Origin of the sequence: Streptomyces sp. NPDC003023 (assembly GCF_042888225.1) — a bacterium.
Taxonomy (GTDB): domain Bacteria; phylum Actinomycetota; class Actinomycetes; order Streptomycetales; family Streptomycetaceae; genus Streptomyces.
This window is the reverse complement of the sequence record NZ_JBIAPL010000001.1, coordinates 1,630,958-1,643,992: the sequence shown is the minus strand read 5'-3', so window position 1 is coordinate 1,643,992 and position 13,035 is coordinate 1,630,958. Positions and strand designations below refer to the sequence as shown.

11 protein-coding genes are annotated in these 13,035 nt (G+C 72.4%); 10 read left to right on the top strand and 1 reads right to left on the bottom strand.

The features are described from left to right. Nucleotides 1–230: 230 nt before the first annotated feature. From ACFYV1_RS06845 to ACFYV1_RS06805, 9 genes are all read left to right on the top strand, one after another. A complete protein-coding gene (locus tag ACFYV1_RS06845) occupies nucleotides 231–2,438 on the top strand; it encodes a hypothetical protein (RefSeq protein ID WP_389394282.1) in 2,208 nt (735 codons plus the stop codon). Between the two features lie 49 nt (nucleotides 2,439–2,487). Continuing rightward, on the top strand, nucleotides 2,488–3,975 hold the full coding sequence (gene pelF / locus ACFYV1_RS06840) for a GT4 family glycosyltransferase PelF (protein WP_389394281.1): 1,488 nt from the start codon (nucleotides 2,488–2,490) through the stop codon (nucleotides 3,973–3,975). Further along, a complete protein-coding gene (locus ACFYV1_RS06835; RefSeq protein ID WP_389394280.1) occupies nucleotides 3,972–5,486 on the top strand; it encodes a hypothetical protein in 1,515 nt (504 codons plus the stop codon). Before pelF ends, ACFYV1_RS06835 begins: the two co-directional genes overlap by 4 nt. A gap of 165 nt (nucleotides 5,487–5,651) precedes the next feature. Continuing rightward, nucleotides 5,652–6,653, top strand: coding sequence for an SDR family NAD(P)-dependent oxidoreductase (locus ACFYV1_RS06830; RefSeq protein WP_389394279.1), 1,002 nt, complete (start codon nucleotides 5,652–5,654; stop codon nucleotides 6,651–6,653). A gap of 51 nt (nucleotides 6,654–6,704) precedes the next feature. After that, a complete protein-coding gene (locus tag ACFYV1_RS06825; RefSeq protein ID WP_389394278.1) occupies nucleotides 6,705–7,418 on the top strand; it encodes an NDP-sugar synthase in 714 nt (237 codons plus the stop codon). Nucleotides 7,419–7,423: 5 nt separating this feature from the next. Further along, entirely contained in the window at nucleotides 7,424–8,338 is a 915-nt protein-coding gene (locus tag ACFYV1_RS06820) for an NAD-dependent epimerase/dehydratase family protein (protein ID WP_389394277.1), read from the top strand. After that, a complete protein-coding gene (locus ACFYV1_RS06815) occupies nucleotides 8,335–8,994 on the top strand; it encodes a spherulation-specific family 4 protein (RefSeq protein ID WP_389394276.1) in 660 nt (219 codons plus the stop codon). The genes ACFYV1_RS06820 and ACFYV1_RS06815 overlap by 4 nt, the downstream gene beginning before the upstream one ends. After that, nucleotides 8,991–9,791, top strand: a complete 801-nt coding sequence (locus tag ACFYV1_RS06810; protein ID WP_389394275.1) for an endo alpha-1,4 polygalactosaminidase — start codon at nucleotides 8,991–8,993, stop codon at nucleotides 9,789–9,791. Before ACFYV1_RS06815 ends, ACFYV1_RS06810 begins: the two co-directional genes overlap by 4 nt. A gap of 314 nt (nucleotides 9,792–10,105) precedes the next feature. Next, nucleotides 10,106–11,071, top strand: a complete 966-nt coding sequence (locus tag ACFYV1_RS06805; RefSeq protein WP_389394274.1) for a DMT family transporter — start codon at nucleotides 10,106–10,108, stop codon at nucleotides 11,069–11,071. On the opposite strand, the gene ACFYV1_RS06800 is transcribed toward ACFYV1_RS06805, so the two are convergent. After that, entirely contained in the window at nucleotides 10,952–12,277 is a 1,326-nt protein-coding gene (locus ACFYV1_RS06800) for a peptidoglycan DD-metalloendopeptidase family protein (protein ID WP_389394273.1), read from the bottom strand. The two genes, ACFYV1_RS06805 and ACFYV1_RS06800, sit on opposite strands and share 120 nt — an antisense overlap. A gap of 396 nt (nucleotides 12,278–12,673) precedes the next feature. Between ACFYV1_RS06800 and ACFYV1_RS06795 the strand changes: the two genes are divergently transcribed. Next, a partial coding sequence (locus tag ACFYV1_RS06795) for a tectonin domain-containing protein (RefSeq protein ID WP_389394272.1) occupies nucleotides 12,674–13,035 on the top strand: 362 nt, incomplete at its 3' end.

The following is a 13,035-nucleotide window of genomic DNA, read 5'->3' as shown; positions in this document are numbered from 1 at the left end:
GGGTGCGACGCCAGGGGGCTCTGCGGCTGCGCGCGCCATGGAGCGCGGCCACGCCTGCGCCGTATCCGTTTTGCGCCAGGTTTCACAATGCCCACACACCTGCCCCGGAGCGCACTCCACTATGTGATCCGACAGAGCCGATGTGGCGGTCGCCGTCGCGATCGGCCACTTCTGGGGGAGCAGGGCATGCCGGATGGGGGTCCGGCATGCCCTGTCGGGGAGGGACCACCTTGAGGCGCACCGTCCGAACTACGGCTCTCGCCTGCGCGAGCGCACTGCTGGCAACACTGGCACCGGCACTGGTGGCACCCGGGGCCGGCGCCGCGGAGGCCGCGGCACCGCGGATCGACCTGCGGGTTCTCGTCGTCGACGACGGCGGCCCCGCCGTCGGGGCGATCGCCGCCGAGCTGGGCGACCAGGGAACACCGTTCACCCGTGTCGATCTCCGCGCGGCGGACCGTCCGCGGATCGAGCCGGGGTTCCTCGCCGACACCGTGGAGGGACGGCCCCGCGCCAGGTACCAGGCGGTGGTCCTGCCCAGTGACAGCCCGCCGGGCCTGGCGGCGGCCGAGCTCGGCGCGCTCGGCGCGTACGAGAAGAGCTTCGCGATCCCGCAGGTCGACGCGTACACCTACGCCCGGCCCGAGGTGGGCCTCGCCCACCCGGTGAACGGCGGATACAGCGGATCGCTGGACGGCGCCGAGGCCGCGGTGACGCCGGCAGGGCTTGCCGGGCCGTTCGGCTACCTCGACGGGCCGGTGCCCTTCGAGGACAACTCGACCGCGGTGAGCGAGTCCTACGCCCATGCCGCGCTGCCGATGGCCGACGCGGACTTCACCAGCTACGTGGACGTCCCGCTGCCCGGCTCCGGCGGGCGCGGCTCGATCGTCGGCGAGTACCGGCACGACGGCCGCCGGGAGCTTGTCGTGACCTTCGTCTACAACCGGTACCAGCAGCAGTTCCGGCTGCTGGCGCGGGGCATCGTCGACTGGATGACCCAGGGCGTACGGCTCGGCGCCGCCCGCCATTATTTCGCGACCCATGTGGACGACGTGCTCGCCGCGGACGACCGCTGGGACAGCGATCTCAACTGCACGCCGGGGGACGTCGACTGCCCACCGGGACAGGGTGAGCCGGACCCGATCCGGATGACCGCGGAGGACGCCCGGTACGCGGCCCGGTGGTCGGCCTCCAGGAACTTCACGCTCGACATGGTCTTCAACGGCGGTGGCAGCGAGCTCTACAAGGAGGAGAACGGCGGCTCGGACCCGCTCGCCGCGCAGCTGACCGCCGACAGGAACCTCTACCGCTGGGTCAACCACACGTACAACCATCCCTTCCTGGGCTGCGTGCAGGACGTCTCGACCGTCCCCTGGACCTGCGCCAGGAACGCCGACGGCAGCGTGAAGTACGTGAGCCGGGGCGAGATCTCCGGGCAGATCGCGGACAACCGCGCCTGGGGCCGGCGGGCCGGCCTGCCGATGCGCGACGACGAACTGGTCACCGGGGAGCACTCCGGGCTCAAGGTCCTCCCTCAGCAGACGGACGACAACCCGAACCTCGCACCCGCGCTGGCCGACAACGCGATCACCTCGCTCGCCTCCGACAACTCCCGTGACCGTGAGCAGCGCCGGGTCGGGCCCGCCCTGACCGTGCCCCGCCACCCGATGAACGTCTTCTACAACGCGGGCCGCACCGCGGAGCAGGTCGACGAGTACAACTGGATCTACACCCGTGCCTCGGACGGCGGCAGCGGCATCTGCGAGTCCTCGGCCGTCACCACATGCCTGGAGGAGCCGCTGGACCCGGCCACCGGATACGCCGGGTACGTGGTCCCGCTGGAGGCGCGGATCGCGCTCGGTCATGTGCTGTCCGGCGACCCGCGCCCCCACTTCATCCATCAGTCCAACCTGGCCGAGGACCGCATCGCCTACCCGGTGCTCGACCGTGTCCTCGACACCTATGCGGCCCTGTACGCGGACAGCACCCCGCTGGTGAATCTGCGTCAGCGCGACATCGGCGCCGAACTCCAGAGCCGCGCGGCATGGCGGGCGGCGGTCGCGGCCGGGCAGGTGACCGCGTATCGGATCGGTGCCACGGTGACCGTACGGACGCCCACGGGGGTGCGGGCCACGGCCACGATGCCGACCGGTACACGGCAGAACCTGCTGCTCGGCACGGCGGCCTTCGGCAGTCCGTACGCCGGTTCGGTCTCCGGCTGGGTGGCGCCGGCGCTTCTCCAGGACCGGATCACCCTCACCCTCCCCGCCGCGCCGGCCGTCAGCGCCCGTGCGGGCGACGGCGCGCAGGCTTGGAGGCCGGCCCGCGAACCGGCCCGCGAACCGGCTTCGGAACTGGCTCCGCGACCGGCTCCGGCTCGGGAACTGCCGCTGCCCCGGGGTGTACGGGAGCGGGTGGCGTACGGGGTCGCGGGCTGAGCCTCGCCGTCACGCATACGAACACTCGCAGCTACGGGGGCAGTTCCGCATGGCACAAGGACTTTGGCCGCGCTCCGGCACGCCGCAGGTCACCCTTCTCACCGAGGGCACGTATCCACACAGTCACGGCGGGGTGAGCGTCTGGTGCGACCAGCTCGTGCGCGGTATGCCGGATGTCGACTTCCGTGTCACCGCGGTCACCGGCACAGGACGCGAGCCCGTGGTCTGGGAGCTGCCGTCCCATGTGTCGGACCTGGTGACCGTGCCCCTGTGGGGTCCCCCGCCGGCGGGGAAGGCACCGCGCGGGGCACGGAGGCGGAAGCTGATGGACCGTTACGAGAGGTTTCTGACGGCGCTCCTCGACCCCTTTGCCGAGGAGGAGTTCGGCCCCGCGCTGTACGAGCTGGCCCACGCGGCCCGTGACGGCGTGCTCGCGCCCGCGCTGCGGTCCGACGACGCGGTGCGTGTGCTGGTGGGAGTCTGGACGCGGCGCGACCTCGCGGTGTTCGCCGCGCGGCCCACCGTGCACGACGCGCTCACCGCCACGGACCTGCTGGAGCACGCGCTGCGGCCGCTGGCCGCCGTTCCTCCCCGGACCGGCGTGACACACGCGGCGAGCGGCGGGATCGCCACCCTTCCCGGACTGGTGGCCGCGCGGGAGCACGGCGTACCGCTGCTCCTCACCGAGCACGGCGTATATCTGAGAGAACGTTACCTCGGTTATCGCACCGGCCCCTACCGCCTGCCGGTCAAGGCTCTGCTGCTCGGCTTCCACCGTTTGCTGGCGGAGGAGACGTACCGGGTGGCCGCACTGATCACACCGGGCAACCGGTACAACCGGCTGTGGGAGGAACGCGGCGGCGCCGACCCGCGGCTGATACGCACCGTCTACAACGGGGTGGACCCTGCCGCCTTCCCGCCGGCCGGTCCGGAGCCCGCGACGCCGACCCTTAGTTGGGCGGGCCGCGTGGACCCCATCAAGGATCTCGGCACGCTGATCCGGGCGTTCGCACTCGTACGGCGGGAGATGCCGCAGGCCCGGCTGAGGCTGTTCGGCGGCACCCCTCGCGGCGGGGAGGCGTACCGGGAGAGCTGCGAGGCACTCGCCGCCGAGCTGGGACACGGTGAGGCGGTCCGGTTCGAGGGCCGGGTGGACGACATCAGGGACGCCTACGCGGCGGGCAACGTGGTGATGCTCTCCAGTATCAGCGAGGGCTTTCCGTTCACACTGATAGAGGCCATGTCCTGCGGCCGGGCCACGGTCTCCACGGATGTCGGCGGAGTGCGCGAGGCCGTCGGGCGCTGCGGTCTGGTCGTGCCACCGCGGGAGCCCGAGGCGATGGCCCGTGCCGCGCTGGATCTGCTGCGCGATCCGGGGCGCAGGGCGGCGATGGGTGAGCGGGCACGCCTGCGGGTGATCGAGCAGTTCACGCTGCGGCAGACCGTCGACACCTTCCGCTCGATCTATCTCGAACTCGCCTTCGGTGCCCGGGCGGAGGCCGACCGGCGGCCGGTCGTGTCCGCGGGTGCCTCATGAGCGGCCCGTTGCGCCTGGTCCCGGGCGACGGGGACGCTCTGCCCTTCCTCGCCGCGCCGCTCTCAGGTCCGGTCTCCCGTCCGGTCTCCCGTCCGGTCTCCCGTCCGGTCTCCCGTCCGGTCTCCCGTCCGGTCTCCGGTGCGGTCTCCGGTGCGGTCTCCGGTGCGGTCTCCGGTGGGCTGCCCGGTCCGCTCCCCCGTCCGCACAGGCGGCCGAGTTGGGCCGAGGATCCCGTCGACGAACTGGCCGAGCGGCTCCTGGAGCCGGTCGCCGCCGCCGTCCACCCCTACGAGGTCGCCGCACTGCTCGAGGCGGACGGGCTGACCCCTGATCAGGTCGGCGAACGCTACGGCCGTCCCGACCTGTTCACCCTGGCGGAGGACCTGTTCGCACGGGTCCCCCGCCACTGTCCGCAGCCACCGCCGTCACCCGACCCGTGGCGTGCCGACCCCCTCCGCTGCGCCCTGCGCGGTCTCCTCTTCGCCATGCCTGGTCTGGCGTACGTGCTGGGCGGCGATCTGCTGAGGGGACAGGCGGACGTGGCGGGGCTGGTCGTCGCCGGGCTCGCCGGCTGGGCGTGGAACCAGGCGCTGAGCCATCGCGCGCATGTGCGGCTCGGTGCCGAGGGTGCGGCGGCGGCCGGACGGGCTCTGGCACTCGGCGCGCCTGCCGGAGCGCTCTGTGCCGCGGCCGCCGGGCTGGCCGTCGCGGGCCCCGGTGCGGGCGCCCTCTTCGCCGCCGGACAGTCCTGCTACCTGGCCGCCGCGAGTGTCCTGCTCGTCCTCGGCCGTGAACGCCTCCTGCTGGCCTCGCTGGTGCCGATCGCCGCCGGTGCCGCGGCGGTCCCGGTCGGCAGACCGCCCGTCGCGCTGGTCGTGTCGCTGCTGCTCGCCACGGTCGTGCTGTCTGCCGCGGCCGCCGCGCACGCCGTCCTGGCCGCGTCCCGGTCGAAGCCGTCCGCCGCGGGAGCCGGAGCCGGAGCCAGGCCGAGCGTGCCGAGCCCGGTGCCGTACGGGCTGTTCGGGCTGGGCGCGGGCGTACTGGCGGCGCTGACCGGGGCGGCCGACGCCGCGTCAGTCGTCGTCCTGACCCTCAGCATGGGCCTCGCCGAGTGGCTGCTGTACCGCTTCCGTTCCCTGTCGGTGGCCGCGCTGCGCGGCAGCGCCGGCACACGTCTCTTCGCACTGCGCGCCACCAGGGCGCTTGTGCTCTGCCTCGTCGGGTACTCGGCGCTCCTGGCGGCCGGTGCTCTGCTGCTCGGGAGAGGGCCTGCCGCCCTGCTGTCCCTGTCGGCACTGGGTGCGGTGCTGTGGACGGCGCTGCTGCTCCAGGCGTTCTCGATGCCGTGGGCCCCGGCCCTGGTGACACTTCTCGCCGCCGCCGCGGAGGCGGGGGCGACGGTCGCCGGGCTGCCGCCCGATCCCGTCCGGATCGTCTGCCGCGGCACGGCGGCGGCCCTCCTGTTCCTCACCGCGGTGCGGCAGCTCACCCGCCCCACCGCGCACCGCTGATCGCCAGGACCCTCGCTCGTGACCTCCGACGACCGACCGCACGACCGCACAACCGCACGATCGACCGACCGCACGACCACACGACCGACCGATCGACCGTCACACCGCCATTCCGACCTTCCGACCTTCCGAACTTCCGACCTTCCACCACCGGGAGCTTTCTTCGTGACACCGAACACGCCCGTCGCCGTCACCGGGGCAGAGGGCTTCATCGGCTCGCATCTGACCGAGACTCTCGTCGCCGCGGGATTCCGGGTCCGGGCCATGGCCCAGTACAACTCCTTCTCCTCCTACGGCTGGCTGGAGACCCTCCCGTCCGACGTGCTGGACCAGGTCGAGATCGTCCTCGGGGACGTCCGTGACCCCGGTTCCGTCCGGCGGCTCGTCGAGGGGACGCAGGCGGTCTACCACCTGGCCGCGCTCATCGCGATCCCGTACTCGTACCAGGCACCGCACAGTTACGTGGACACCAACGTCACCGGCACGCTCAACGTGCTGGAGGCGGTGCGGCAGCTGGGCATCCCCCGGCTCGTGCACACGTCCACCAGCGAGACGTACGGCACCGCGCAGACGGTCCCGATCACCGAGGACCATCCCATCAACACCCAGTCCCCGTACGCTGCTTCGAAGGCGGGCGGGGACCGGCTCGCCGACAGCTACCACGCGAGCTTCGGCACCCCGGTGGTGACCCTGCGGCCGTTCAACACCTTCGGACCGCGGCAGTCGATGCGCGCGGTCATCCCCACCGTCGTCGGGCAGGTCGCGGCCGGGGAACGGACCATCACCCTCGGGGACCTCCGCCCCACCCGTGACTTCCTCTACGTGAAGGACACCGCGCGCGCGTTCCTGGCCGTCGGCACGGCCCCGGCGGAGGCCGTCGCCGGCCGCACGTTCAACGCCGGTACGGGTGAGGAGATATCCGTCGCCGACCTCACCGTTCTCATAGGCAAGTTGATGGGCACGGAGCTCGATGTCCGGGAGGACGAGCAGCGCATCAGGCCGGCCGCCTCCGAGGTGATGCGACTGGTGGCCGACGCCTCCCGGTTGCGCGCGGCGACCGGCTGGGCGCCCGAACACGACCTGGAACGCGGCCTCTGCCACACCATCGACTTCTTCCGCGACCCGGCCAACCTCGCCCGCTACAAGACCGGCATCTACAACATCTGACGCATTCCGACGCGATGTCCGACACGGACATCCGACGCACAGGGGAGCCCCATGCACGCAGTGATACTCGCCGGAGGCAAGGGCGTCCGGCTCCGCCCGTACACGACCGCACTGCCCAAACCACTGGTGCCCATCGGGGACCAGCACGCGATCCTGGAGATCGTGCTCCGTCAGCTGGCCTCCGCCGGGTTCACCAGCTGCACGATCGCCATCGGCCACCTCGGTCACATCATCCGCGCCTATGTCGGCAACGGTTCCCGGTGGGGCCTGCGCGTCGGATACGCCACCGAGGACAGCCCGCTGGGCACCATGGGCCCGCTGCTCACCATGCTGGACCGGCTGCCCGAGACATTCCTGGTGATGAACGGGGACATCCTCACCGACCTCGACCACGGGGACGTCCTCACCCGGCACAAGGCGTCCGGCGCGCCGCTGACCGTCGCGACGTACGCCCGCAAGGTCTCCATAGACTTCGGTGTCCTCACCACCGAGTCGGGCAGGGTCACCGCCTTCGCGGAGAAGCCCAGCATGGACTACCGCGTCTCCATGGGCGTGTACGGTCTGAGCCGTGACACCCTCGCCGGCTACACCCCCGGCCTGCCGCTGGGCTTCGACGAACTGGTGCTGGACCTGCTGAAGGGCGACACCCCGCCGCACGCCTACGAGTTCGACGGCTACTGGCTCGACATCGGCCGGCCGGACGACTACGACCGCGCGAACGCCGAGTTCACCACCCATCGCGGCCTGCTGCTCAAGGGAGCGTGAACAGCGTGCGCATCCTCCTGCTGGGGTCCACCGGATTCCTCGGCAGTCACACCGCCGGGCGGCTGCGCGCCCTGCCGGGCGTGCGGCTGCTGCTCGGCGGCCGGGCGCCCGCCTCGGACCCGAGGACCGACCTCACCGCGGACGCGGAGGACCTCTCGTCGGCGCTGCGCCGCGCCGAACCCGACGTGGTGGTCAACTGTGCGGGCCTCGTCTCCGGAAGTGCCGTGCGGCTCACGGACGTCAACGCGCGGGGTCCTGCGGCACTGTGCGAGGCGATGAGGGACACGGTTCCCTCCGCCCGCCTCGTCCATCTGGGGTCGGCGGCCGAGTACGGCCCGTCCGCGCCCGGCGAGCCCGTCACGGAGTCGGCCGCGACCCGGCCGCTGAGCCCCTACGGCGCGACGAAGCTGGCGGGGACGGTCGCCGTGACCTCCTCCGGTCTGGACGCCGTCGTCCTGCGGGTCTTCAATCCCGTCGGGCCCGGCGCACCTGCGTCGGGCCTGCCCGGCCGGCTCACCGCCGAGCTGCGGAGGGCGGGCGCCGACAGCGCGACGGTCCGGGTGGGGGACCTCTCGGCGCACCGCGACTTCGTCGACGTACGGGACGTGGCGGACGCGGTCGCCGCGGCGGCGACCGCGCGGCGCCGACTGCCGCCGCTCCTCAACATCGGCAGTGGGCGGGCGACCCGGGTGCGGGAGCTGGCGGATCTGCTGGTGCGAACGGCAGGGTTCGGCGGGAGCCTCGACGAGGCCGGCGACGGATCCGCACGTTCCCCGGCGGTTCCATGGCAGTCGGCCGACATCTCGGCCGCCCGCGCCGCCCTGGGCTGGCAGCCGCGCCGTGGACTGCCCGAGTCCGTCGGGGACCTCTGGCAGGCGTCCCTGCCCGGCGGCGCGCCCACGGTGGACGGCCGCGCGTGAAACTGCTCGTCCCCCTCTATGTGCATCCCGATGCCGACCCGGCCGCATGGCAGACGCTCGTCGACCGCGCTCCCCTGCTCTACGGCGTCGTGCTCAACGTCGCCGACGGGCCGGGGGCCGCGCCCGACGCGGCCTTCGTCCGGGCGGCAGGCGCCCTGCGGACGGCGGGCGTGCGGGTGCTCGGCTACGTGGACACCGATTACGGCCGCCGCTCCGCCCGGGCCGTCGCGGGCGACTACGGGCGTCACCGGGACTGGTACGGCACGGACGGGTTCTTCCTCGACCAGGTCGCCCCGGACCGGGCCGGGGTGCGCCACTACCGGCGGCTGGCGCGCGCGGCCCGGGCCCACGGAGCGCGGACGGTCGCGCTCAATCCGGGAGTGCACCCGGTACCGGGCTACGCGGCCTTCTCCGACCTGCTGGTCACCTTCGAGGGCCGCTGGGAGGAGTACCGCAGTGCTCCGGCCGCACCGTCGTGGACAGAGGGCCGTTCGCCAAAGACCTTCTGCCACCTGGTGCACGGTGTGCCGAGGGGGCTGGCGGGTCCGGCGGCACGCATCGCCGAGCTGCGCGGGGCCGCGGTGCACTGTGCGGTACCGGGACGGGGGCCCAACCCGTGGTCCTCGCTGCCGCCGGTCCTGGGGAGGACGTCATGACCGCGCGGTCCCGTACGGTCCTCGGCGCCGTGGTGCTGGCGCTCCTCGCCGCCTGCACCGCACCGGGCGGCGGCAGCGGCCCGGTGGACGGGACCGGGTCCCGATGGCTGCCGCGTCCGGGAACGGCCTGGCAGTGGCAGCTCGACGGCCCGATCGACCACGGCGTCGACGTACCGGTCTACGACATCGACGGTTTCGAGAACGACGCCGCGACCGTACGCCGGCTCCACCGGGAGGGCCGCAAGGTCATCTGCTACATCAACGCCGGAGCTTGGGAGGACTTCCGCCCCGACGCCGGCGACTTCCCGCGCTCCGTCCTCGGCTCGCCCAACGGCTGGGCGGGCGAACGCTGGCTGGACATCCGCCGGCTCGACGTCCTGCGACCGCTCATGGCGGAGCGTGTCGAGCGGTGCCGCACGCGCGGCTTCGACGCGGTGGAACCGGACCTGCTCGACGGCTGGACCAACGACACCGGCTTCCCCCTGACGGCCGCCGACCAGCTCGCCTACAACCGGATGATCGCCCGCCTCGCGCATGAGCGGGGGCTGTCGGTCGGCCTCAAGAACGATCTCGATCAAGTGCCCGAACTCGTGGGCGACTTCGACTTCGCCGTGAACGAGGAGTGCGCGCAGTACGGGGGGTGCGCCGCGCTGGCACCGTTCGTCGAGGCGGGCAAGGCGGTCTTCCATGTCGAGTACGCGCTGCCCGTGGAGCGGTTCTGCGGGCAGGCGCGACGGCTGGGCTTCAGCTCGATGCGCAAGAAGCTCGACCTGGGGGCGTGGCGGCAGCCCTGCTGACCGGATCCTGCCGGTCCCCGCCGGTCCCTGGCGGACGGGCGAGTCGAGGTCGGGCAGGCCGAGCGGGTCGGGCTGGTCGGGCTGGTCGGGCTGGTCGGCGGTCGGTACCGGCGTGGTCGGGCGGTCCCGACCGCCCGGACGGATACTGAAGGGGTGACCGCGGCACGCCGGCCGGTCCGAAAGATACCCCCCGGGGAGTACGCCCCCCGCCCGGAAGGGGGACCCCGGGCCCCACCCGTACTACGTCGGCAGTACGGCCAAGTGCCTGCTCGAGAACGACGACGTGAAGGCAGAAGGGGGACAGGGTGGTCATCATGAGTTCCCTCGCGCTGTCCGTGATCCTTTCGCTGGTCTCCGCGGTCGCGTACGCGGCCGGGGCGATCCTTCAGGAGCACGTCGCGACCACCACCCCCTCCAGGCCGTACGCGCCGCTCCACCAGCCCGGATGGTGGGCCGCCGTCGCGCTCAACAGCACGGGGGCGGTGCTGCACGTCGTGGCCCTCGCGTACGGCCCGCTGAGCCTGGTCCAGCCGCTGGGAGCTCTGACGATCGTCTTCGCCCTGCCCATGGCGGCCCTCTTCGTACGGCGCAGGGCCGGCGCCACCGCGTGGCGTGGCGCGATCATGGCGACCGCCGGCCTCGCCGGCCTGCTCGCCGTGATCGGCGAGGCGGAGTCCCGCCCGCTCGCCGCCGCGGACAGAGGCCTCCTCGCGGCGGCCACCGCCGGGGCGGTGGCACTGCTCTTCCTGGTGGCCCAGGGCGTGCACCGGCCGATCACACGGAGCGTGCTGCTGGCCGGCGCGGCGGGCGTCGCCTTCGGTATCGCCTCCGTGTTCACCAAGTCGGTGGCCATGGGGTGGCTGTGGGACGCCCCGTTCGCCCAGTGGCCGAGCCTGGCGGCCATCGCCGCGCTGGCCACGGGCGGCCTGCTGCTGTCGCAGGCGTCCTACCGGGGTGCGGGCTTCGCGGCCCCGCTTGCGACCCTCACCGTCGTCAATCCGGTGGTGGCGGCGGTCGTGGGGATCACACTGTTCGGCGAGGACTTCCGCTACGGCGTGGCGGGCACGGTGCTGGCGCTCGGCTGCGGCGTGGTGGCGGCCGGCGGGCTGATCCTGCTCACGATCGAACGGCTCGGCAACGGCCTGCCGCGGCGGGTGGGGTCAGATCGACACGCCTCCGGCACGCAGATAGGCGAGGGGGTCGATGTCGGAGCCGTACCCGGGTCCCGTACGGATCTCGAAGTGGAGATGCGGGCCCGTGCTGTTGCCGGTGGATCCTGAGCGGGCTATCCGCTGGCCGGCCGCCACCTGCTGCCCGGCGCGCACGTTCAGCGCGGACAGATGCGCGTACTGGCTGTACCTGCCGTCGCGGTGCCGGATGACGACCTCGTAGCCGTACGCCCCGGCCCAGCCGGCCGAGACGACCTTCCCGGAGGCGACGGCCTTCACGGACGTACCGGTGGGGACGGCGAAGTCCACTCCCGTGTGGTAGCCGCTCGACCAGGAGGAACCGGTCTTGCGGTAGGCGGTCGAGGGGCCGGCGGCGACGGGCGCGCTGAACGCGGCGGCGGGCCGCGGCGCCTGCGGCTTCGTCTGCTGCTTCGCCGGCTGGGGCCTCGGCTTGGATTCGGGCCTGGGGGTCCGCGGCGCGGGACGCGGCTTCGTCTGCTGCTCGGGCTTGGCCTGCGGTTTCGTCTGCGGCCCGGTCTGCGGTTTCGCCTGCGGCTTGGCCTGCGGCTCGGTCTGCGGTTTCGCCTTGGGTTTCGTCTGCTGTTCGGGGCCGGCCCGTCGCTCGGGTTTCACCGCCGGGCCGGACGCGGTCCGCCGCTCGGACGGGGCGGCGGCACTGCCCCGCAGGACGAGTCGCTGCCCGGGGAAGATCAGATCCGGGTCGTCGCCCACGACCGTGCGGTTCTGCGCGTACAGCCGCTGCCAGCCGCCCGTGACCCGCTCGGACCGGGCGATCTTGGACAGCGAGTCACCGCGGGCGACCGTGTAGCCCTCCCGCTGGGTCGGCACGGTGGTGGGCGACGCGGCGGGCCGCTCGGTGATGCGCTTGGGCGGCGCGGCCTCCTGCGGCTGTACCGAGGGGGCGTCCGGCGCGTCACCGGACCGGGTCAGCCCCGCCTTCTGCGAGCAGGTCGGCCAGGCCTGCGGTCCCTGGCCCTCGAGGACCTTCTCCGCGACGGCGATCTGCTGGTCCTTGGTGGCCAGATCCGCGCGCGGGGCGTACTGCCGCCCGCCGTACGCCTCCCAGGTGGCCTGGCTGAACTGCAGACCGCCGTAGTGGCCGTTGCCGCTGTTGACGCCCCAGTTGTCGGTGGACTCGCACGCAGCGACCTTCTCCCACACGTCGACGGACGCGGCGTGCGCGGATCCCGCGCCGACCAACGGCAGGGCGATGCCGGCGCCCCCCACGGTGACGGTGAGCGAAGCACGGTTGATACGGCTCGGCTGATACCTGCGGTGCCGACCGGTTCCGGCCATGGCGGTCCCCCCTGGACGCGTCTCAGGTCATGTCGCAATCGGCCAACTTACGGTCCGTGCACGGACAGTGACAAGGCCTCGGCTCAAGGCTGGCCGATACCGCTCGCCCGGTGGGCGCGATACGCACGCTCACACGGAGTGCATCACCATTGCAGTTGCTCCCCACCCACGGATGTCAACGCACCACCCGTGGTTGCCCTGAACGGATGACCGCACTTCACGTCACCTCCACGGACCCCCCAAGCCGTATCCACCCCACCCGGCGGGACACCGGAAATATAAACGGACCTTTCCGGACAATCTCATTGAGCATGTCAAAAATGCGCTTGACTGACGAATCGTTCCACTTGGAGAGCATGCGAGTGCATCGTCCCTGAGCAGAAAGGAGTCGACCGCATGGCCGATTGGGAGCAGATCAGCGGCGCGCTGGTGCGGATCGCAGCGGGGTCCAGGACCAACGTGTGGGGGGTCAACTCGGCCGGCAACATCTACCGCTACACCAACAACGACGCCGGCCCCTGGGTACAGATCCCCGGAGCCCTCACCGACATCGGGGCGGGTGCCGACGGCACCGTCTGGGGCGTCAACTCCGCGGGCAACATCTACCGCTACACCGGTGACCAGGACGCCGGCCACTGGAAGCAGATCAGCGGCGCGCTGGTACGGATCGCGGTGGGATCGCGGACCAACGTGTGGGGGGTCAACTCGGCCGGCAACATCTACCGCTACACCAACAACGACGCCAACCCCTGGGGTAC